Raw genomic sequence first — 21,098 nt, 5'->3', positions numbered from 1 at the left:
CGTTGACTGTTACTTGAAAGTGACCACCTTGGTGCCATGGGCCTGCTTGACGCCGATGGCTGCGGTGATTTCATCGACATTAGCCGCAGTCACGCCGCCGCCGGGCAGGATCTCAAGCTTGCCCGCAGCCATTTTCACGAGCTCCTGCAGGTGAGGCACCGTTTGGGCAATGGGCACACTCAGCGGGCCGCCGTGAGTCAGGATGCGGCTCACGTCATGGGCGGCCAGCCAGTCAATGGCGGCCTGTTGACGCGCTGCCGGGATCTCGTCGAACGCCATGTGCATAACGACGTTCATTCCGCCAGCGGCGCCGATCAGGTTTTCCATCGCCTCTTCGTCCAACCAGTGGTCTTTCGTCAAGGCCCCAAAGGCCACGCCGTCCGCGCCGAGTTCCTGGGCGACAAACAGGTCAGCCTCCATGATTTTCAGCTCGGTGTCCGTGTAGACAAAGTTGCCGCTGCGTGGCCGAATCATGCAGACGATCCCGGCATCGTGCTCGTGGACGTAGCGAATGGCTTCAGCCATGACCCCGCGCGAAACGGTCGTGCCGCCAACGGTGAGGTTGTCGTTCAACTCAATGCGGTTGGCACCGGCGCGCAAGGCCGCCGGAATGTCAGTAAAGTTTTCAACACAAGCTTCTTTTAACAGCATGAGAACCTCCTAGATGAATAAGACTAGCAGTACCACTAAGCCCAAGGCGATGCGGTACCAGCCAAACGGCTTGAAATCGTGCGTCTGCACAAACTTAAGCAGCCACTTGATGGCCACAATGGCGACCAGGAACGAGACAAGCATACCAGTCAGCAAAATGCCCCACTGTAAGCCGGTGAAGACGTTGCCCTTCATCAGGTAGGAGCCGATTTTCAAAATCGAGACGCCGACCATGGTCGGGATCGCCAGGAAAAATGAGAATTCTGTCGCGACGTAGCGGCTGGCCCCAAGGATGATGGCCCCAAGGATCGTTGCCCCAGAGCGGCTGGTCCCCGGAACGATTGAGAGGGCTTGGAACAGCCCAATGAACAGCGCGGTTTGAAAGCTGATGTCCGCCAGCGTAGTGATTTTAGGTGAGCGGTCCTTGAAGTAGTTCTCGATGATGATGAACAAGATCCCGTACAGGATCAGCATCGAGGCGACCACGATCGGCTTGTGTAAGTGCGCGTCCATGAAGTCGTTCAGCGGCAGGCCGATGATGACCGAAGGCAGGACGGCCACAATGACCTTAAACCACAGCGTCCAAGTCGCGGCACGCTCCGGTTTTGATTTGCTGGGTGCCCAAGGGTTGAGCTTGTTGAAGTACAGCAGCACCACCGCCAGGATCGCCCCAAACTGGATCACGTACTCGAACATGGCCATGAAGGCCGGGCTTTGATTGATTTTGACGATTTGATCGACCAGGTCAATGTGGCCGGTGGAGCTGATCGGCAGGAACTCGGTCAGGCCTTCAACAATCCCGATGATTGCTGCTTTAATGATATCTAACATATTATCCTCCTCAAAGTTGCCAATGGGTCAAGTATACCGGACTCACCAATTATGGCTAGGCGGAAAAGGAAAAATTTCGGTAAAGCCTGACTTCCCACAGTAAAACAGCGCGCCGTGTGGGCACGCTGTGAGACTTTAGGCGTTACGCTTTGAGGAAGACCACATTGACAGATTCTGGGGCGACAATATCCTTTTGGACCATCGTCAGCTTGCCGGAGCCGCTGTCGCGCTGATACAGCGTTGCGTTGCTGGTATTCTGGTTGACCGCCAGCAGGTAGTTTTCGGTGAGATCAAGATTGGCATCGCGCGGGAAGTCGCCTTCCGTTGAAATCTGCTGCACTTCGGTCAGCTCTAGGCCATCTTCTGAGACCGCGTAAACGGTGACGCTGTTGTAGCCGCGGTTGGTCACGTAGATAAACCGGGAGTCCGCGCTGATGCGAATGGCTGCGGCGCCGTTGTGCTTAGTCCAGTCGGCCGGAATGGTCTTCTGGGTCTGACCTTGGGTGAACCCGCCGGTGGCCTGATCGTACTGCAAGACGGTGATCTGACTGGAAAGCTCACCCAGTAGGTAGGCAATCGGTTTGTCGTGATGGAACACCAGGTGGCGCGGCCCGAACCCAGGGGCCAGCTTGAGGATCGCCGGCGTGCCGAGTTTGCCTGCTTCGTCAAGCGGGTAGGTGTAGACCTCGTCCGTCCCCAAATCGATGACCGCGAGGCGCCTGTCAGGGGTCAGACCGGCAAAGTGGACGTGGCTGGCATCCTGTTCAGGCAGTGGGCCATGGCCATGGTGCCGGGCAACATCGGTCGGCGTGAGGGTGCGGTCGGGGTTGATTTTATAGACATTGACGCGGCCTTCGTGGTAATTCGCGGCAAAGACGAGCTGCCGCTTTTCGTCAATCGACACATGGGCGGGACTCGTACCCGGTTCCAGCACGGTGTTGAGCAGCTGCGGTGGGGTCTGGTTCAGGTCAAAGGCTGCTAAACCGCCTTTGCCATCCGCGGCGTCAACGACATACGCCGCATTCGCCTTGGAGACGGCCAGGTAAGTGGGCGAGCCAATGCCGGTGATGTACGGCTCGGCTTCACTCATGGTGCCCGTTTCCGAATCGAAGGTCGCGCGGTAAACGCCTTGGCCTTCGTGTTTGGTGTAACCACCAAGTAAAACAGTTTCTTTCAATGTATTGCCTCCTTGGTTAGATACGTACCCGACCATTATAGCAGAAACCGGATACAGCTTCGAAACACACAACCGCCTGCCGAGGACGGCAGGCGGTTGTGAGGGCGAAGTTAGTACTGATCACCGTTAAAAATCGAGTTTTTCACGATCACGTAATCGACGGCCTTAAGCGCGCCGATGTCGCGACCACCCGCGTAGGAAACTGCTGACTGGAGGTCTTCTTGCATTTCGACCAACGTGTCTTTGATTGAGCCCTTGACCGGCAGCAGGATTTTCTTGCCTTCAACGTTGTGGTGGGTGCCTTTTTGGTATTCAGAGGCGGAGCCGTAATATTCCTGGTATTCTTTGCCGTCTTTGACAATGTGCTTGCCTGGCGTTTCTTTGTGCCCGGCAAATAGTGAGCCGATCATGCACATCGTCGCCCCAAAGCGAATACTTTTGGCGATGTCGCCATTGTTGCGGATGCCGCCGTCGGTGATTATCGGCTTGCGCGCGGCCTTGGCGCACCATCTCAGCGCAGCCAGTTGCCAGCCGCCAGTCCCAAAGCCCGTCTTGAGCTTGGTGATGCAAACCTTGCCTGGGCCAATGCCGACCTTGGTGGCGTCAGCCCCTGCGTTTTCCAAATCGCGGACCGCTTGGGGCGTGCCGACGTTGCCTGCGATCACAAAACTGCCTGGCAGGTATTTTTTGATGTGGCGGATCATGTCCATCACAATGTCGGAATGCCCGTGAGCGATGTCGATCGTGATGTATTCAGGCACCAGCTGAGCGCCGGCAAGCGATTTGATGAAGGCGAACTCCTCGTCCTTCACCCCCACGGATATCGAGGCAAACAGGCCGGCCTCGTGCATGTCGCGGACAAACTGTTCTCGCGTTTCCGGATTAAACCGGTGCATCACGTAGAAGTAACCGTTGGCGGCGAGCCACTTGGCCAGCGGTGCGTCAATAATGGTTTGCATATTCGCAGGGACGACTGGCAATTTAAATTTGCGGCCGCCGAACTCAACGCTGGTATCCACTTCCTTGCGTGAGCGCACCACGCATTTATTTGGAATCAGCTGAATATCTTCGTAATCAAAAATTTCCATGCTTATCGTCCTTTCACCACATCGAGAACTCGTGTGACCTTTGCCACACCACGCGCTAATATACGGTAAGCGTTCGGAAATGTCAACTTATTCTCAAAAATAATATTTTAATGTTCGATACGTTCCGAACAATGCCTCGGACGGGGAAAAGAAAACCCTCGCCGCGGCGAGGGTCATGTGTTAGAAGTACCGATTTTTCCAGAACTGCAGGCCGATGAGGACCGAGATGATCAAAGAGATGATGATGGTGATGATCCAAGAGATATGCATCCCCGCCCAGGGTAAGTCCATATTCATGCCGTAGAACGAGAACACCAGCGTGGGAATGGTCAAGATGATGGAGTAAGAGGTGAGAAACTTCATGACTCCATTCATGTTGTTGTTAATGATGTTGGAGTAGGTGTCTGTGGTTTCGCTGATGATCGAATTCGAGATCTGTGCCATTTCAATTCCTTGCTGGTTTTCGATCAGGATATCATCCAGCAGGTCAGTGCCTTCCTCGTCCAGCTGCAAGGGATCCGTGCGTTCGAGCTGCTGCAGCACGTTGCGATCGGTGCGCAAGCTCATCATGAAGTACACCAAGCCGCGCTGAATTCCCATTAACCCGTAAAGCTCCTCGTTGCGCAGACTAGATTGCAGTTTTGCTTCCAAGCTCTCGCGCGCCTTGTTGATGTCCCGCAAGTACGTCAGGTAGGCTGCCGTTGCGCGGTACATCATTTGCAACGCGGCGTGATTTTGACGTCGGGGGTCAAAGTCAGGCACCCGATTTTCGGCAAACAGCGAAAGTAGCGGCTGGGTCTGCGTATCGATCGTGATCAGGGCGGTTGCGGTGATAATAATGGCCAGCGGGATTGTTTTGTAGGTGACACGCTTTTTCGGGTCCAGCGTCGCCACGGGCATATCAAAAATAAGCAGGTGCACGTTCACGTCCGCATCGTATTCGTAGCGGGCGCCTTCGTCGGGATCCAAGCCGTAGAGCAGAAAGTCTTCCGGCACGCGGGTCTTTTTTTCCAGCGTGGACAGCTCGTCTTTGCTGGGCGCAGTCACGTTGATCCAAACCCCGGGTTCGATTTTGGCTTGTGGCTTCACGCCGCCTTTTGTATCATCGAATTTGTAAACAGAAAGCATGATGACCTCCGCAGACTTTTTCTTAAGTGTACTATAAAACTGTGAGAGTTCGCGGGAAAGGGATGCGCGATGCGAAAAATTGAGGAAAAAGCCAAGGTGATGGCCCAACTGGCAGTGTTTGCTTGTCCAGTTTGCGGCGAGCCGCTGAGTGTGAGTGGGACCAGTTTGCTGTGTCCGAATGGGCACCGGTACGATTTGGCCAAAAAAGGGACGGTCAATTTTCTGGCGAAGCCGAGTCCGACGGAGTACGATACGCCAATGCTGGAGGCCCGGCGGCGCGTCCTACAGGCGGGCTTCTTTGCGCCATTCATCGAGGCCATTGGCAGCCGGCTTGGCGCTGGCGAGACGGTGCTCGACGTCGGTTGCGGGGAAGGCACGCCGACTGCGGCGCTGGCGCAAAGCGGTGCCCTGGCGGTGGGCTTTGACATTTCGGCCCCTGCGATCGCGCTGGCGGGGCGGCTGGCGACCAGCGCGGTGTTTTGTGTCGCGGATCTTGCTCGGCTGCCCTTCCAAGATGACAGTTTTGCCGCAGTGGTCGACTTGTTCTCGCCAGGCGCGTACCACGAATTCGATCGGGTCCTTCGCCCGGGCGGTCGGTTGTTCAAAGTCATTCCGGCGGCAGGCTACCTGCGCGAGCTGCGGCAGGGGCTTTATGCCGGCACGGCCAAGGCTGAATACAGCAACCAACCGGTGCTTGACCGGTTTTTGGCCGCGTATCCTGGTGCGGTCCAGACGCCGCTGACGTATGACTTTCCGGTGACGGCTGCTCAGTTCAGCGATGTCATGAAAATGACCCCGCTGACGTGGCAGGCTGACGCGGCGAAGCGGGCGGCAATGCTTCAGTCGCCGCCGACCAGTATTCACGTGGACGTGTGTTTACTCGAGGCGTCCCGTTAAATGTGAAAACGCTAAGGTTTGGCGCGGTGAAAGCGCTAAATATCAGGCGAGGGCTTGCAAGGTCTAGGCATCGGTGTTAAATTACTCTTAAGCATTTTTATTTCTGGCTTTTATCAGGGCTTGCTTTTGGGAAATTGATAAAAGTTAGCGATGAAAAATTTAACTAACGTACCGTCTCGCCGTGCAGTCACCGAGGTGGTGCGTTTTTTTGTGGAGGTAAGTTAAAATGACCAATCATATTGTGTTGTACCAACCGCTGATCCCGGCCAATACGGGAAACATTGCGCGGACCGCGGCTGCCACCGACAGCGTGCTGGATCTGATCAAACCGCTGGGGTTTTCGGTAGATGACAAGCACCTCAAGCGCGCCGGCCTCGACTACTGGGCCTCGGTGAAGATCGTGTACCACGAGTCGCTTGAGGCGTTCATGGCCACTGTGAAAGCTCCCCAGTATCTTTACCTGGTGTCAAAGTTTGCCGAGCAGACCTATTCCGACGTCGATTACAGCGACGCTGCGGTTGATCACTACTTCATGTTCGGCAAGGAGACGACTGGTCTGCCGGAGCCCTTCATGCGCGCTAATCCGGAAAAGGCGGTCAGGATCCCGATGACGGACAAGGTGCGGGCGTTGAACCTATCTAACTGTGCCGCCTTGGTGATTTATGAGGCCCTGCGCCAGCAAAACTTTGCCGGGCTGGAGCGCAGCCATGTCTATCCGCACGATAAGCTGAAGTAAAGGCGAACGGCGCCGCTTTTTTTCTATTCAAGGCGCCTCGTGTATAATGAGGCTTAGATTCTAAGGAGGCAATTCATGGCGCAGCGGCGGACGAGCAGCAAGCGAAAATCACCAACCAAGCGTAAGCCCCGCACCCGTAAAGTCGACCACACACTCAACTGGGTCGGTTGCGGGCTGTTTGTGGTGGCCGCGTTGGCGTTCTTTAAACTCGGCATTATCGGGACGTTTCTGGCCAACTGTTTTCGGTTGGTGATTGGGGATGCGTACCTTGTCGGGGCGGCACTGGTGGTGCTTTATGGCGCTTGGCTGATTGTTTCCGGCAAGGCGCTGCGGCCGACCGCGCGGCTGAGTTGGGGCGCCGGGCTCATCACGCTTGGCGGGTTGGGGGTCATGTCGGGCCGGGCGATGGCGGCCCAAAGTGTCCATGCCCACTTTTTCCTTGCAACGTGGCGGCTGTTGCAAGGGGATTTTGCCTTGCAAGCAACCACCTCGCGAGTCGGCGGGGGATTGATTGGCGCCGGTTTGCTCAATCTTTTTGCGCCGCTGCTGGCAGAAATTGGCGCGATGATTTTATTCTGGGTGCTCATCTTGATCGGCGTCGCCGCACTGGCCGGCGTTAAACCAGCGCAAGTGTTTGCGGCGGGGCACTGGTTGGCCGCCAAGCTCAGCGAAGCAGTCGCCGGCTTGCGCAACCAGTTCGACCAAGGCCGAGACCTTCGCACCGCCAAGCACACCGCCAAGAAAGAAGCGACTGAGGCGGCATCCAAGCCGGCTCACATGAATGCCGCAACTGAGCCTGCACCTCAATCGAGCACTGAGCCCGCCAAAGACTTGCCCAAGCCGGTGGCCGAGCGGCAGCAAGAAATCAAAATCAATGTGCCTCATTCGGAAGCCGCGCAAACAGAGCTGTTGGCTGATGAAAAAAGCAAAGCGGCAGACGCCGAGCAGCCGCTGGACACCAGCGCAAGCGCTGGCGACGATTACGTACTGCCGGCGATGAGCTTACTGACGCCGATTCCGGCGACTGACCAGTCAGCCGAGACCGCCAAAATCCGCAAGAACTCGGTCAAGCTCAGTGAGACGCTGCAGTCGTTTGGCGTTGACGTGACCGTGAAGCAGGCCACACTGGGTCCGAGCATTACCCAATACGAGATTCAACCTGCGACTGGCGTCAAGGTTTCCAAAATCACCAACCTGGCCGATGATTTAGCGCTGGCGCTGGCCGCCAAGGATATCCGCATTGAGGCGCCAATCCCTGGCAAATCACTGATTGGTATTGAAGTGCCAAACCAGCAGGTGGCCACGGTCGGGTTCCGTGAAGTGCTTGAAAAAACGCCGGCCCATCCAGGGAAGCCGCTGGTGATTCCTTTGGGCAAGGACGTGGATGGGCACGTCAAGACCTTTGATCTGACTAAGATGCCGCATCTGCTGATTGCAGGGGCGACCGGTTCGGGGAAATCGGTCATGATCAATGTGATCATCACGAGCATCTTGATGACCACCAAGCCCGACCAAGTGCGGCTCATGCTGATCGATCCCAAAAAAGTGGAGCTGTCGGTTTATGACGGGGTGCCGCACTTGCTCACCCCAGTGGTGACCGAGGCCAAAAAGGCGCCATCAGCCCTGAACAAAGTGGTCAAGGAGATGGAAAACCGGTACGAGCGGTTTGCCGCCGCAGGGGTTCGCAACATCGGGGAGTACAACCAAAAGGCCAAGGCGGAACATGATCCTGACGTGCCGCATTTGCCGCTCATTGTGGTGATCGTGGACGAGCTGTCAGATTTGATGATGGTCGCCGGCAGCGAGGTGGAAACAGCGCTGGTGCGGTTGGGCCAGATGGCCCGGGCCGCCGGAATCCATGTGATCATTGCCACGCAGCGGCCCAGTGTCGATGTCATCACCGGCCTGATCAAAGCCAACTTTCCTTCCCGCTTGGCGTTTGCGGTTTCGTCAGGGGTTGATTCCCGGACGATTCTGGACATGAATGGCGCCGAAAAGTTGCTTGGCCGTGGGGACATGCTTTTTGCCCCAATTGATGCGGCTAAGCCGATGCGGATCCAAGGGGCTTACATTTCTTCCGAAGATGTGGAAGCGGTCGTTAAATCGATCACCGATCAGGTGGCACCGGAGTATGTCGAGGACATGACCCCGAGCGATGAGCCCGAGGAAGCGGCTGCCGGTGACTCGGAAGACGAGCTGTATGACGAGGCCAAGGCGTTTGTGATTCAGCAGCAAACCGCGTCAACCTCACTGCTGCAGCGCCGTTTTCGGATCGGTTACAACCGGGCGGCGCGGTTGATCGATGACCTTGAGGCAAACCATATTGTGGGGCCGAGCGAAGGCAGCAAACCACGCAAGGTGTTTGTCCAACCGGGACAATCACAGGACGAAAGTTAAGGAGTTTTTATGCGAATTCAATTAACTGATGGTGTATTTCTGAATGTGCTTTCAACCAAACAGTTCAAAACCACCCGGGTCGCCGTGCACTTCATCGCGCCTGCCAAGGCGGAGACGTTTGCGGCCCGCACCCTGTTGACCTCCGTGCTGGAAACCAGCTCGGCCCGGTATCCAACTCAAGCTGCCTTGTCCGCTGCTTTGGAAGCCATGTTCGGGGCTAGTTTCGGCATCGGGGTGGCCAAGGACGGCACGATGCACCGGGTGACTGCGACCTTGAACCTGGTGGCGGACCAACTCGCCCAAGTGCCACTGCTTGCCCAAGGGTTCGCGCTGCTTCACGAGGTGCTGCTCAGGCCGTTATTGGTGGCGGGCCAGTTTGACCGGACCGTGTTTGACCGCGAAAGGAAAAACCTGGCTGCGTATTTGGGCAGCTTGGATGAAGACCGCCAGCTGCAGGCCAGCTTGGCAACGCTGCGGCTGTACTTTGAGGGCAACGGTGCGCAAGCCACGCCTAGTTTCGGGACCACTGCGCAGCTTGAGCGGCTGACCCAGGCGGACTTGATGCACACGTATCAGGCGATGATCCGCCATGATCAGATTGAGATCGTGGTCGTCGGTGATGTCACCGAAGAGCAGGTGCGGCCACTAGCTGAGCAGCTTGGGTTCAGTGCCCGGCCGCAGCCGAGTTTCGCACTGAGTTATCGGCAAGCCGAGGCGCCGGTGCGGCAGCAGACGGTCAAGGCGCACGTGAACCAAGCCAAGCTGAACTTGGCTTATACGGCGCCCAGTGATTTGTATGGCCGTCAGTATTATGCGAACGTGGTGATGAACGAATTATTTGGCGGCTCGCCGTTGTCTCTTCTCTTCACGAATGTGCGCGAAAAGGCTAGCTTAGCGTATTACGCCAGCTCTGCATTTAATCCTTTCCGGCAGTTTGTGATGGTGCAGACTGGCATCGATGGCGCTCAACGCGAGCAGGTTCAGTCGTTGATCACGGCGCAGTTGGCAAATTTGGCGAGTGGCGAGTTTTCGGCGGCCTTGCTTGCACAAATCAAGGAAGGGCTGCTTAACGCGCGGCAGGCCGCTTATGATTCGCCGCGCTTTTTGGCGCGGCAGGAGCTGCTTCAGGCGTTGGTCCCCACTCACCAGCCCGGCTATGCGGCTTATGCGGCGGCGATCACCGCGGTGACCAAGCAGGAAGTCATGGCGGCAGCTGCGGCATTGCGGCTGCAGGCCGTGTACTGCTTGGACGAACAGGAGGCGGAGTGATGGAAACGGCGATGGCAAAAAAGTATTATCCCACGGTTGGGGAAACGTTGGTCACGAAGACCTTGGCGAATGGTCTCCGCGTGCTGTTGGTCCCAAAGCCGGCCTATCACCAAACCTACGCGATGTTTGCCGTCAACTACGGGGGCATCGACGTGCGTTACCAGCCAGCTGGCGTCAGTGAAATGGTGGAAGACCCAGAGGGCATCGCGCACTTTCTTGAACACAAGTTGTTTGAGAAGGAGGATCACGACGCGTTTGACCTGTTTGGCCAAACCGGCGCGTCGGCTAACGCGTTCACCGGCGCCACCAGCACCGCGTATCTGTTTTCGACGTCCACCAAGCTGAGCCAGAACCTCAAGACGCTGCTTGACTTTGTGCAGATGCCCTATTTCTCTGATAAGACGGTGGCTAAAGAACGCGGCATTATTGGTCAGGAGATCCAAATGTATCAAGATGACCCTGGCTGGTTGCTTTACTACGGCATCATCGGCAACTTGTACCCGGGTCACCCGGTTGCCCGTGACGTGACTGGGACCATTGACTCTATCGCCAAGATCACGCCGGAACGGTTATACCAGGCCTACCGGACATTTTATCAGCCCAGCAATATGACGTTGACTCTGGTCGGTAGTTTTAACGCGGCGGCGATCATGGCCCAAATCGCCGATGATCAGGCCCAAAAAACTTTTGCGCCCAGCACCCCAATCGTGCGCGGGGTCGGCTTTGATGGGGACCTGGCGACGATTCTGCCTTATCGAGCAGCCGATTTGCCGGTGATCCGGCCGAAAAGCGCGATTGGGATCAAAGGGCAAGTGGATGTCCAAGCTGATCTCGAAGGGACCAAGTACAAGTTGGCGATCGAGGTGCTGCTGGAAATGGTTTTCGGCGACTCGTCACCGCTTTATCAGCAGTGGTATGACGAGGGGCTGGTGGACGACTCCTTTGCCGCGGACTATATTGCCGGGCGCACGTTTAACTACGCCACGATCTCTGGGGATGCAGACGACCCTTCCGCAATGTCGGATGCCGTCGCGGCGGTGATCGCCCGCGGTGCCGATCAGCCGGCACTCACGGCCGAGCGGTTTGAACGGATCCTGCAGGCGGCGCTGGGCAAGTACTACATGTCCCTGAATTCCCTGGAACAGACCGCCAATCAGTTGTCCTCTCAGAGCTTCACCGGGTTGAACGCGTTTGAGGTGGTCGATGCGTTGAAGTCATTGACACTAGAAGACGTAAAAGCTGCCGCCGTAAGCTTCTTCGATGTTGACGCAGTGTCCGTCTTTCACGTGCGGCCGGAGGCGAAAGCATGAGCTTTGCGTTGATTATTGGCGCCAGCGGGGATATTGGCGGCGCTTGTGCCAAGCGCTTGGCCGCACAGGGCTGGTCGCTCTACCTGCATTACGATCAGCATGAGCGGCCCGTCACAGCACTACTGGAAGAGCTGACTGCTGCCTATCCCAAGCAGGATTTTCTGAAAGTCCAGTATGATTTTACTGATGAGACCCATTTAGACCGGCTCACCAGCCAGCTTTTTGGGGTCGATGCGGTGGTTTTTGCCGCGGGGATGACCTACTACCACTTGTTTCAAGAAACGACTGTGGGTGAGTTGAGCACGCTGATGAAAGTCCATCTGCTGACCCCGATGGTTTTATTGACGAAGTTGCAGGCCAAACTCGCGGTTTCCGGGCGCGGTCGCGTCGTCTTTATCGGCTCCGTGTATGGCGCGGCCGGGTCGGCCATGGAAGTGGCATACAGTACGGTCAAAGGCGCGCAGTCGGCGTTTGCCAAGGCGTACGCGCAAGAGGTCGCAAGCCTTGGCATCACGGTCAACGTGGTCGCGCCCGGGGCCGTTGCGACCAAGATGAATGCGATGTTTGATGACGCCACGCTGGCAGCAGTGCGGGCTGAGATCCCGGCAGGCCGGTTTGCAGAACCTGCAGACATCAGCTTTTACGTCGCCAGCTTGTGTGCCCCAGACGCAGCCTACCTGACGGGCCAAACGCTATACGTGACGGGCGGTTGGCTGCGCTAGCAACGCAACTATTTCTTAATTCATGTAGCAGTTTATTCATGCTATACTGAAAACAGTCAATAATAAACTAGCGGGTGAAGAAAACAAATGGACGAAATTGGGCAAAAACTGCGTACCGCCAGAATTGAAAAGGGGTATACCCTTGATGACCTTCAACAGATCACAAAGATTCAAAAGCGTTATTTGATTGCGATTGAAGAGGGTAATTTTGACGCGCTTCCAGGCGATTTCTACGTCCGGGCTTTTATCAAGCAGTACGCCGAGACGGTCGGGCTGGACGCTGATGCGCTGCTGACACAATTTCAGCAAGATATTCCGGACACGCAGCCGCAGGAGTACGTCGAACAATCAGTTGAAAATCGGACTCGCAGCGAGCGGTCGGCGGAAAATTCACCGGTCAACAAGCTGCGGCAGCACGCCTGGCCGATTGCCATCGCCGCGCTTGCCATCGTGATCATCGTCGGGGTTTACTTAGTGATGTGGCACAACTCAAGCTCTCAGCCTAAAGAGACGATTCCGACCAATGACAACGTCTCCGTTTCCAGCAGTAAAAAGACTTCGAGTCGTAAGAAGACCTCCAGCAGCAGTCAAAAAGCCAGTTCGAGCAGTTCTTCCTCTAAGAATGCGGCTTCGAGCAGCAAAAAGACGAAGAAATCAAGTAAGAAACATAGTGGGCTGAAAATTGCGGTGACTGACGTTTCCACCACTCGGCAAACCGCAACGGTGACTAACCTGCCTGCCACGGGCAACAAGCTCAAGGTGGCCGCGACTGATGCCGCCGCCTGGGTCGCGGTGTATGTCAACAACGCGGTGACCTGGCAGGGGACGGTTCAGCCGGGCAGTGAGCACACGGTTGACTTGCCAGACGGCACCACGAATTTTGCCGTTAACTCTGGTAACATGCCTAAAACAACAATCTCGCTGAACAGCAAGAAGGTCGACTTGGGGACCACGACCACGAGTGTCGTGCGGACCGTGACCTTCTCTGCGGCGGCTGCCAGTTCGTCAGAAAGTGGGAACGCACAGTGAATTTACCAAACAAATTAACGATGCTGCGGATCATTTTAATCCCGGTTTTCACGATTCTCTTGGTCCTGGGTTGGCCGGCTGGCAGCTTTGCAGTGGGCAGTGGGAGCATTTCATGGTCCTACCTCTTGGCAACCATCATCTTCATCGCGGCCACGCTCACCGACTTGGCCGATGGCAAAATTGCCCGGGCTCGGCACTTGGTGACCAATTTCGGTAAGTTTGCCGATCCGCTGGCGGATAAGCTGTTGGTGATGACGGCGTTTATTTTCCTTACGGCGGCTGGTATTATCCCAGCCTGGGGCACAGCGGTCATCTTGTGGCGGGAGCTGGCAGTGACCGGCCTCCGGCTGCTGTTGTCCAACGAAGGCGAAGTGCTTGCTGCGGCCTGGCCGGGCAAGATCAAGACGGTGACGCAGGATCTGGCGATTATCTGCTTGTTCCTGAACAATTTTGGCATGAGTTTTCCTTTGGGCCTGATCCTGTTCTACCTGGCGGTGATTTTCACGCTGTACTCAGGCATTGAATATTTCTACAAAAATCGTGGGGTGTTTGCTGATTCGTTTGGCAAATAACCCGAGGCCCGCAGGTAGCTGCGGGTTTTTGTTGTCTGGACGGAAAGGAAGAGTTGCATGAACGCAGAATTGATCGCAGTCGGGACGGAAATGCTGTTGGGCCAGATCACCAATACCAATGGGGCGTTTCTGGCTAAGCAGCTGAGTGATTTGGGCATCGACAGTCTCAACCAGCAGGTCGTTGGCGACAATTCGGCGCGTCTGGACGCTGCCATTGCGCTAGCTGAAAGCCGTGCCGACTTGATTTTTGTGCTGGGTGGATTGGGTCCGACCCCGGATGATTTGTCCAAGCAGACGTTGGCCAAACACTTGGGCGTTGAGCTCGTGACAGACGAACCCGCCATGGCCAAACTCAAGGCATTCGCGACGCAGCAGCATCACCAGATGACGGCAAACAACCTGCTGCAGGCGATGTACCCAGCAGGGGCCACAGTGCTGCCGAACGCGGTGGGGCTGGCCGTTGGGGCAATGCTCGATGTTCAAGGCAGGGCTTACGTGTTACTGCCGGGCCCGCCGCGCGAGTTTGAACCGATGGTGCTCAATGCGCTGGTGCCGGCGCTGCTGAAACGGCTGGGGCACGGCGAGGTGTTGGTGTCGCGAGTGCTGCGCTTCTTCGGCATTGGTGAATCACAGTTGGTGACCGAGCTTGACGATCTGATTGCGCAGCAAACTAATCCGACCCTGGCCACGTACATTAAGCCTTACGAAGTGACCTTGCGGCTGACCGCCAAGGCAGGGTCAGAAGCGGCGGCTGAAGCGCTGCTGGACCCGTTGGAACGTGAGGTGCAAAAACGTCTCGGCCAATACTTTTATGGGTACGGCGATAATAACAGCCTGGCTGCTGAAGTGGTCGCCGCCCTGGGCCGCACCCACACGGTGGTCACGGCAGCCGAGAGCTTGACTGCCGGCGCCTTGCAAGCCGCCTTGGCTGATGTCCCTGGCGTGTCTGACTGGTTTAAAGGCGGGTTTGTGACATACTCGAATCAGACCAAGGCGGCATTCTTGCACCTTGACCAGAAGCAAATCGATGCGGCGGGAGCGGTCAGTGAGCAGACGGCGAAAGCGATGGCTGAAGGCGCACTCAAGCAGGCCGGCGCCGATGTGGCCCTCAGTTTGACCGGTGTGGCCGGCCCTGGCCCTAACCAAGGGGTGGAGGCCGGAACCGTATGGATCGGGCTGGCTGCAAGCGGTCAGCCGACCAGTGCGTCGGTGCATCATTTTCCGGGAAATCGCGCCGCCGTTCGCGGCCGAGCGGTCAAAGCGGCATTATTTATCTTGCTGCGTTTTCTGCAAGGCCGTGAAAAGCACGTCTAAAATAGCGCTTAAAACTTTTCTTCAGGCGGGTCTGCCACGTTGGCAAACCCGCTTTTGCGTAGGCTTGACGCGGTTTCATCAAGTTGACACCAAAAGCGGCAACCGCTACAATCAAGATTGTGTCAAATTGTATAAATTAATAGCATCGTGAAACTTTTTGATGATGCGGAGGTGAAAAGATGAGCTCAGGAATTTTGCTCTCAGTGATCCTCGCCGTCATCGCTTTAGTGCTCGGATTGTTGATCGGCAATTGGCTTCAGAAACGGAGCCATGCGCATACTTTGGATCAAGCACATGACAGTGCTGCAGGAATCATTGAGAACGCGAAGAAAGAAGCCGAGACGCTCAAAAAAGAACGATTGGTCTCGGCACGTGAGAAAGCCCACCAGTACCAAACTCAGGTGGAAGCCGAGCTTAAGGATCGGCGCAGTGAGGTCCAGCAGTCAGAACATCAGGTGTTGCAGCGTGAAGAGGCGCTCGATCGCCGTGATGATACACTTGACCAGAAGGAAAAGAGCCTGACGGAGCGTGAAAATGACTTAAACGCCCGCCAGCAGCAATTGGAAGCTAAAAAAGAAGACATTACCGCCACTATTACGAAACAACAGCAGGAGTTGGAACGCATCGCCGGCCTGACCAAGGCGCAGGCGAAGGACCAGGTCCTCACTGAAACCAAGGCTGAACTGGCGCATGAACGCGCCATGTTGATCAAAGAAAGTGAAGATGAGGCAAAGGAGACGGCGGACCGTACGGCCAAGTCGCTCATTGCCGATGCCATCCAGCGCAGTGCCTCTGACGTGGTCGCCGAAACAACGGTCACAACGGTCACGCTGCCTAATGACGATATGAAGGGGCGGATCATCGGCCGCGAGGGTCGTAACATTCGGACTTTGGAAACGTTGACGGGCATCGATCTGATCATCGATGACACGCCGGAAGCCGTCGTGCTTTCGGGGTTTGATCCGATTCGACGCGAAATCGCAAGGATGGCGCTTGAAAAACTGATTCAGGACGGTCGCATTCACCCGGCGCGCATTGAGGAAATGGTCGATAAAGCGCGCAAGGAAATGGACCAACGCATTCGTGAAATCGGGGAACAGGCAATTTTTGATGTCGGGATCCACAACATGCATCCCGATTTGATCAAGATCTTGGGCCGCTTACACTTTCGGACCAGTTACGGGCAGAACGTCCTGGATCATTCGATCCAGGTGGCCAAACTGGCTGGGATCATGGCGGCAGAACTCGGCGAAGATGTTAACTTAGCGAGACGCGCAGGATTGCTCCATGATATTGGTAAGGCTCAGGACCGCGAAGTAGGTGGTTCGCATGTCGAGATTGGCGTGGAGCTTGCCACCAAGTACAAGGAACCGGAAGTGGTGATCAACACGATCGCGTCTCATCATGGCGATGTGGCGCCGACGTCGGTCATTGCGGTGTTAGTTGCCGCGGCCGATGCGATTTCAGCCGCCCGCCCAGGGGCCCGTTCGGAATCGCTGGAGAATTATCTCCACCGGTTGGAGAAACTGGAGGCAATCGCCAACTCGTTCAAAGGGGTGGCGCAGTCGTACGCGATTCAGGCTGGACGCGAGGTGCGCGTGATTGTGCAACCGGATCAGTTGTCCGATGAGCAATCAGTTGTTCTCGCCCGGGACATTCGCAATCGGATCGAAAAAGAACTCGAGTACCCTGGCCACATTAAGGTGACCGTGATCCGCGAAAAGCGGACTGTGGAATACGCCAAATGAGGCTTACAAAAGCGGATCGTCATCCTTGGGGTGGCGGTCCGCTTTTCTGCTATCAGTTGACGCTGACCCGTGAATTGGATTATCATTTCGTACAGTCACTTGGGGCGCCTGGTGCAATCCGGACGTCGATAAGGAGAGAATAATGACACGGAAGAAAAAAGCGTCACTGATCGGTATGTTGATCACTTTAGGCATCGTGTACGGCGACATTGGGACCTCACCCCTGTACGTCATGAACGCGATTATCGCAGATGCGGGCTCGGTCGGCGCCTTGACCCCGGACTACATCATTGGGTCGGTGTCGCTGATTTTTTGGACGTTGATGATCCTCACCACGATCAAGTATGTGGTGCTGGCGATGCAGGCTGACAACAATGGTGAAGGCGGGATTTTCGCTCTGTACGCGTTGGTCCGGCGCCGCGGTGCGTGGCTCGCGATTCCTGCGCTGATTGGGGGGGCTGCGCTGCTGGCGGACGGGACGCTGACCCCGGCGGTCACGGTCACCACGGCCCTTGAAGGCTTGAAAAATCAGCGCTTCGGCAGCTTTGTGTTCAGCAACTCGCAGCTCGTTGTGCTGGTGATCACCAGCGTGGTTTTGCTGACGCTATTCATGATTCAGCGGTTTGGGACCGCCAAACTTGGCAATGCCTTCGGGCCGATCATGTTGGTTTGGTTTGTTTTCCTGGGCTTGGCCGGGGTGACGCATATGACGGGTCACCTGGAGATCCTGAAAGCGCTGAATCCGGTTTACGCGGTTCGCATTCTTTTTTCGCTTGCCAATAAGGTCGGGATTTTTCTGTTAGGCAGCATTTTCCTGGCGACGACTGGGGCCGAGGCGTTGTACTCGGACATGGGTCACGTTGGCAAGTACAATATTTACGCGACATGGCCATTCGTGTATGTCTGCCTGATGCTGAATTACTTTGGCCAAGGCGCTTGGCTGATTGGCCATTATCAGGACGCTGCGTTTTCGGGCATGACGACTCTTAACCCGTTTTACACAATGCTGAACAGCGGACTGCGGCCGTTTGCCATTGTGCTGGCCACTTTGGCCGCGATCATCGCGTCTCAGGCTTTGATCACGGGTTCCTACACGTTGGTGCACGAAGCCGTGGGCCTGAAGTTCCTGCCGCGCATGGCGATCAAGCACCCGTCGACCGAACGCAGTCAGATTTACATTTCTTTTGTGAACTGGTTCTTGTGCTTGGTGACCCTGAGCGTGGTCTGGTTCTTCCGGACCTCTAAGGCGATGGAGGCCGCATACGGACTGGCGATCACCATCACGATGCTGATGACGACCATCCTGTTGTTCGAGTTCCTGTCCATGAAGATCAGGCGGCTTTACGCGGGCCTGATCGCCGGGTTCTTTGGCCTGATCGAAACGGTTTTTCTGATCGCTAGCATGGTCAAATTCCTGCACGGTGGGTATATCACGTTATTCATCATGTTGCTGATCCTGACGCTGATGGCCGTGTGGTACTTCGGCAATAAGATTCGGGAGCACTATCAGGACGAAAGCGAGTACGTGGTGCTGACTGATTACGTCGATCAGCTGACCGAGTTGTCTGCGGACGACTCAATCCCGACTTACACGACGAACCTCGTCTACATGACCAAGGTCAAGGAAGGCTACCGGCTAAAACGGTCCACGCTTTATTCAATCTTGGACAAGCGGCCTAAGCGCGCCAAGGTCTACTGGTTTGTGACCGTCAACGAGACGGACAAACCGGTTGAAATGCGTTACACGGTTGACATGCTGCACACGCGTAATGTGATCTCTGTCCAAATCTACTTAGGGTTCCGCATGTCGCAGCACGTGAATGTCTACATTCGAAAGATCATCAATGACTTGCTGAACGCGAAGGTGATCGACCCGCAGACGCCGAAGTACACGACCGTCAAGAATCGTAACGTCGGCGACTTCAAGTTTGTCATTATTCGCGAGCAGGCGCAGAATTTACTGACCACCGAGAACATTCCTGGGTGGCAGCGCAGCCTGATTGGCGGCCGATTGTGGCTGCAGAACATCACGACGAGCCCAGCCAACTGGTACGGCCTCGAATTTGCCAACGTGGTGGAGGAAACCGTGCCGCTGTTCATCAGCGTGCCAAGGACCGTGGCCTTTTCTAAGCATCAGATCATGAATGCCAAAGCAATGCGGTTGAAGGCCGTCGACCGGGTCAAAAACAGTCCGATTCAGACGCAGACAGAGATCATCAACTCCAAAGATGATCCAAGCCCAACCGCTGACGATAAAGACGATCAGTAAGCAAAAATCCCAGGCGACCGCCTGGGATTTTACTGTGTCACGGGAATCAGGGATGGAATCAAGTGACCGCTTTGCGGGGTCACTTTGCCCGCCGTCAAATCGAGAATACTGCGGCTGACGGCTGCCGCCTCACCGGCGGGCACGTTGACCTTCAGCGTGACGACGACCTGATAATCACTGGCAGAGATGGCTAGGCTTTGCTCAGCCAGAAAGTGGGTCACGCGGTCGAGCAGGGCGTAGGGCACACTGAGTGTCAGCTGGCGCATCATGCGGCGTTGACTAATGCCTGCTTGCTGAACCGCGGCGGTGATGCTGCCCGCATAGGCGCGGATCAGCCCACCGGCGCCGAGCTTAATCCCGCCGAAATAGCGCGTCGTGACGGCGACGACATCATGGAGTCCCATTTCTTGCAGTGTGTGCAGCATCGGCACGCCGGCAGTCCCTGCCGGCTCGCCGGCGTCGCTTGCCCGCTGAATGTGGTCATCATCGCCTAGCAGATATACCGGGACGTGATGATTGGCCTTAGGATGGGCCGTCTGGATACGCGCGATGAACGCTTTGGCTTCGTCTTCACTGGCGACTGGGGCGACGGCGCAGATGAAGCGCGATTTTTTAATGACCTTTTCAGCCTGACCGGGTTTGGTCAGTGTGTAATAAGTGGCTGCCATGGCGTAATCTCCTTTGAGGTGAAACCAATGATACCAACCGGAATGCAGCTGAGCGATGAAGAAGTCAGCGCAGCGGCGGTAACTGAGTCAAGTTTAGCACAGGCCGAGGTCGGACCAGGGATTGTTGAAGGAGTTTGCCAGCGCTGCCGGCAGCGCGCCTTGGTCAGTCTGCCGGATGGACGTCAGTATTGTCGGGCCTGCATCGGTTTGGGCCGAATCACCAGCACCACCCGGCTTTGGCGCTTTCCCAGCAGTGCTAGTGAAGGTGGCCGGTTGACTTGGACGGGCACGCTGACGCCCCCTCAAGCGGCCGCCGCGCAGGCCGCCATCGCTTCCGTGGCCACTGGCCGCGATCACCTGCTGTGGGCGGTGACTGGGGCCGGCAAGACGGAGATGCTGTTTCCGCTGATTGCGCATGAGCTGGGACTGAATCATCGGGTAGCAGTCGTCACCCCGCGCATTGACGTGGTCCTGGAACTGGCACCGCGGCTTCAGGCGGCGTTTGCAGGGACGAGCATGGCAGTGCAGTATGGCGGCACCCCTTGGCCTGAGGCACCGACTTCGCTGTTGGTCGCCACCACGCACCAACTGTTACGCTATTATCACCATTTTGATCTAGTCATTGTCGATGAGGTGGATGCTTTTCCGTTCAGTCAAACGCCAATGCTGGCAGCTGCGGTGGCGCAAGCAAACCGTGGCCCCACGGTTTATTTAAGTGCAACGCCACCGCGGCGTTTAAAAAGGGCGGCCAGGCGTGGGCAGATGGGGGTCAGTTTTTTGGTGCGGCGGTTTCACGGGTTCCCGTTGCCAGTGCCAAAACTGGTCGTAGCCCCGCTGAAGCAGGTACCGACGAAACTCTCAAACGCGGTTTTGGCCCTGCTGAGGGTTGGCACTCAAGGCCGGCAGTGCCTCCTGTTTGTCCCCCGAATCGAATGGCTTGGGCCGCTGGCCCAGGCGCTGAGTCAGGCCGGCTACTCGGTTGAGACGGCCCACGCGGCAGATCCCGACCGGGTGGCGAAAGTTCAACAGTTTCGCGATGGGACCTTCACTGTCCTGGTGACAACCACGATCTTGGAACGCGGGGTCACTATTCCGCGTTGCAGTGTGCTTGTCTTGGCCGCAGATGACCGGCAGTTTGGCGCCAGCGGCTTGATTCAGATGGCAGGGCGCGCCGGGCGCAGTCAGGCCAGTCCCGACGACCCGGTTTGGTTTGTCGGCCGCCACATGACCTTAGCCATGCTGGTTGCGCGGCATGAGATCCAGGTGATAAACGGGCGAAAGCCATGAGGTGC

17 protein-coding genes and 1 pseudogene are annotated in these 21,098 nt (G+C 56.4%); 12 read left to right on the top strand and 6 right to left on the bottom strand.

The features are described from left to right. Positions 1-9: 9 nt before the first annotated feature. The 5 genes from FC75_RS09835 to FC75_RS09815 all read right to left on the bottom strand — a co-directional run bounded on the left by FC75_RS09835 (position 10) and on the right by FC75_RS09815 (position 4,875). Complete coding sequence (locus tag FC75_RS09835; protein ID WP_173581556.1) at positions 10-648, bottom strand: copper homeostasis protein CutC; 639 nt, start codon at positions 646-648, stop codon at positions 10-12. Between the two features lie 12 nt (positions 649-660). After that, positions 661-1,482: an undecaprenyl-diphosphate phosphatase gene (locus FC75_RS09830; protein ID WP_056989784.1), complete on the bottom strand. Its 822-nt coding sequence runs from the start codon at positions 1,480-1,482 to the stop codon at positions 661-663. Between the two features lie 142 nt (positions 1,483-1,624). Continuing rightward, positions 1,625-2,659 carry a lactonase family protein gene (locus tag FC75_RS09825; RefSeq protein WP_054662997.1) on the bottom strand — a complete coding sequence of 345 codons (1,035 nt, stop codon included), beginning with the start codon at positions 2,657-2,659 and terminating at the stop codon, positions 1,625-1,627. 110 nt (positions 2,660-2,769) lie between these two features. After that, positions 2,770-3,747 (bottom strand): GMP reductase, encoded by a 978-nt coding sequence (locus tag FC75_RS09820; RefSeq protein WP_056989783.1) that lies wholly within the window; start codon positions 3,745-3,747, stop codon positions 2,770-2,772. A gap of 180 nt (positions 3,748-3,927) precedes the next feature. After that, positions 3,928-4,875 carry a magnesium transporter CorA family protein gene (locus FC75_RS09815; protein ID WP_054663000.1) on the bottom strand — a complete coding sequence of 316 codons (948 nt, stop codon included), beginning with the start codon at positions 4,873-4,875 and terminating at the stop codon, positions 3,928-3,930. A 69-nt stretch (positions 4,876-4,944) separates the two neighbouring features. Between FC75_RS09815 and FC75_RS09810 the strand changes: the two genes are divergently transcribed. The 11 genes and pseudogenes from FC75_RS09810 to FC75_RS09760 form a co-directional block, all read left to right on the top strand. Further along, positions 4,945-5,772 (top strand): methyltransferase domain-containing protein, encoded by an 828-nt coding sequence (locus FC75_RS09810; RefSeq protein WP_056989782.1) that lies wholly within the window; start codon positions 4,945-4,947, stop codon positions 5,770-5,772. Positions 5,773-5,998: 226 nt separating this feature from the next. After that, positions 5,999-6,508 carry a tRNA (cytidine(34)-2'-O)-methyltransferase gene (locus FC75_RS09805; RefSeq protein ID WP_054661674.1) on the top strand — a complete coding sequence of 170 codons (510 nt, stop codon included), beginning with the start codon at positions 5,999-6,001 and terminating at the stop codon, positions 6,506-6,508. A gap of 75 nt (positions 6,509-6,583) precedes the next feature. After that, positions 6,584-8,905 carry a DNA translocase FtsK gene (locus FC75_RS09800; RefSeq protein ID WP_056989781.1) on the top strand — a complete coding sequence of 774 codons (2,322 nt, stop codon included), beginning with the start codon at positions 6,584-6,586 and terminating at the stop codon, positions 8,903-8,905. 9 nt (positions 8,906-8,914) lie between these two features. Further along, positions 8,915-10,174, top strand: coding sequence for an EF-P 5-aminopentanol modification-associated protein YfmF (gene yfmF, locus FC75_RS09795; protein ID WP_054661677.1), 1,260 nt, complete (start codon positions 8,915-8,917; stop codon positions 10,172-10,174). A gap of 11 nt (positions 10,175-10,185) precedes the next feature. Further along, a complete protein-coding gene (gene yfmH / locus FC75_RS09790; protein ID WP_056989802.1) occupies positions 10,186-11,484 on the top strand; it encodes an EF-P 5-aminopentanol modification-associated protein YfmH in 1,299 nt (432 codons plus the stop codon). Then, positions 11,481-12,206: an elongation factor P 5-aminopentanone reductase gene (gene ymfI, locus FC75_RS09785; protein WP_056989780.1), complete on the top strand. Its 726-nt coding sequence runs from the start codon at positions 11,481-11,483 to the stop codon at positions 12,204-12,206. Before yfmH ends, ymfI begins: the two co-directional genes overlap by 4 nt. A gap of 87 nt (positions 12,207-12,293) precedes the next feature. Beyond that, positions 12,294-13,235 carry a helix-turn-helix domain-containing protein gene (locus tag FC75_RS09780; protein ID WP_054661680.1) on the top strand — a complete coding sequence of 314 codons (942 nt, stop codon included), beginning with the start codon at positions 12,294-12,296 and terminating at the stop codon, positions 13,233-13,235. After that, entirely contained in the window at positions 13,232-13,807 is a 576-nt protein-coding gene (gene pgsA, locus FC75_RS09775) for a CDP-diacylglycerol--glycerol-3-phosphate 3-phosphatidyltransferase (RefSeq protein WP_054661682.1), read from the top strand. The genes FC75_RS09780 and pgsA overlap by 4 nt, the downstream gene beginning before the upstream one ends. Before the next feature lie 57 nt (positions 13,808-13,864). Continuing rightward, a complete protein-coding gene (locus FC75_RS09770) occupies positions 13,865-15,121 on the top strand; it encodes a competence/damage-inducible protein A (RefSeq protein ID WP_054661685.1) in 1,257 nt (418 codons plus the stop codon). A 179-nt stretch (positions 15,122-15,300) separates the two neighbouring features. After that, positions 15,301-16,869 carry a ribonuclease Y gene (rny, locus tag FC75_RS09765; protein WP_056989779.1) on the top strand — a complete coding sequence of 523 codons (1,569 nt, stop codon included), beginning with the start codon at positions 15,301-15,303 and terminating at the stop codon, positions 16,867-16,869. Between the two features lie 142 nt (positions 16,870-17,011). Next, positions 17,012-18,970: pseudogene (locus FC75_RS09760) on the top strand (KUP/HAK/KT family potassium transporter); the annotation flags it as partial. Positions 18,971-19,167: 197 nt separating this feature from the next. On the opposite strand, the gene FC75_RS09755 reads toward FC75_RS09760, so the two are convergent. After that, on the bottom strand, positions 19,168-19,806 hold the full coding sequence (locus tag FC75_RS09755; protein ID WP_056989778.1) for a YigZ family protein: 639 nt from the start codon (positions 19,804-19,806) through the stop codon (positions 19,168-19,170). A gap of 27 nt (positions 19,807-19,833) precedes the next feature. Between FC75_RS09755 and FC75_RS09750 the strand changes: the two genes are divergently transcribed. Beyond that, positions 19,834-21,093 (top strand): helicase-related protein, encoded by a 1,260-nt coding sequence (locus FC75_RS09750; RefSeq protein ID WP_056989777.1) that lies wholly within the window; start codon positions 19,834-19,836, stop codon positions 21,091-21,093. The last annotated feature ends 5 nt before the right edge of the window (positions 21,094-21,098 follow it).

This window comes from Lacticaseibacillus camelliae DSM 22697 = JCM 13995, assembly GCF_001436615.1.
Lineage (GTDB): Bacteria > Bacillota > Bacilli > Lactobacillales > Lactobacillaceae > Lacticaseibacillus > Lacticaseibacillus camelliae.
The sequence above is the reverse complement of the archived record's forward strand: the minus strand, read 5'-3'. Positions and strand labels throughout refer to the sequence as shown.

Bases quoted from the DNA above. Each gene is read 5' to 3' on its own strand.
- FC75_RS09755 (WP_056989778.1), bottom strand. From the start codon at position 19,806: ATGGCAGCCACTTATTACACACTGACCAAACCCGGTCAGGCTGAAAAG.
- FC75_RS09810 (WP_056989782.1), top strand. From the start codon at position 4,945: ATGCGAAAAATTGAGGAAAAAGCCAAGGTGATGGCCCAACTGGCAGTG.
- FC75_RS09805 (WP_054661674.1), top strand. From the start codon at position 5,999: ATGACCAATCATATTGTGTTGTACCAACCGCTGATCCCGGCCAATACG.
- FC75_RS09815 (WP_054663000.1), bottom strand. From the start codon at position 4,875: ATGCTTTCTGTTTACAAATTCGATGATACAAAAGGCGGCGTGAAGCCA.
- FC75_RS09770 (WP_054661685.1), top strand. From the start codon at position 13,865: ATGAACGCAGAATTGATCGCAGTCGGGACGGAAATGCTGTTGGGCCAG.
- FC75_RS09780 (WP_054661680.1), top strand. From the start codon at position 12,294: ATGGACGAAATTGGGCAAAAACTGCGTACCGCCAGAATTGAAAAGGGG.
- FC75_RS09830 (WP_056989784.1), bottom strand. From the start codon at position 1,482: ATGTTAGATATCATTAAAGCAGCAATCATCGGGATTGTTGAAGGCCTG.
- FC75_RS09800 (WP_056989781.1), top strand. From the start codon at position 6,584: ATGGCGCAGCGGCGGACGAGCAGCAAGCGAAAATCACCAACCAAGCGT.
- yfmF (WP_054661677.1), top strand. From the start codon at position 8,915: ATGCGAATTCAATTAACTGATGGTGTATTTCTGAATGTGCTTTCAACC.
- ymfI (WP_056989780.1), top strand. From the start codon at position 11,481: ATGAGCTTTGCGTTGATTATTGGCGCCAGCGGGGATATTGGCGGCGCT.
- yfmH (WP_056989802.1), top strand. From the start codon at position 10,186: ATGGCAAAAAAGTATTATCCCACGGTTGGGGAAACGTTGGTCACGAAG.
- rny (WP_056989779.1), top strand. From the start codon at position 15,301: ATGAGCTCAGGAATTTTGCTCTCAGTGATCCTCGCCGTCATCGCTTTA.
- FC75_RS09820 (WP_056989783.1), bottom strand. From the start codon at position 3,747: ATGGAAATTTTTGATTACGAAGATATTCAGCTGATTCCAAATAAATGC.
- FC75_RS09750 (WP_056989777.1), top strand. From the start codon at position 19,834: ATGATACCAACCGGAATGCAGCTGAGCGATGAAGAAGTCAGCGCAGCG.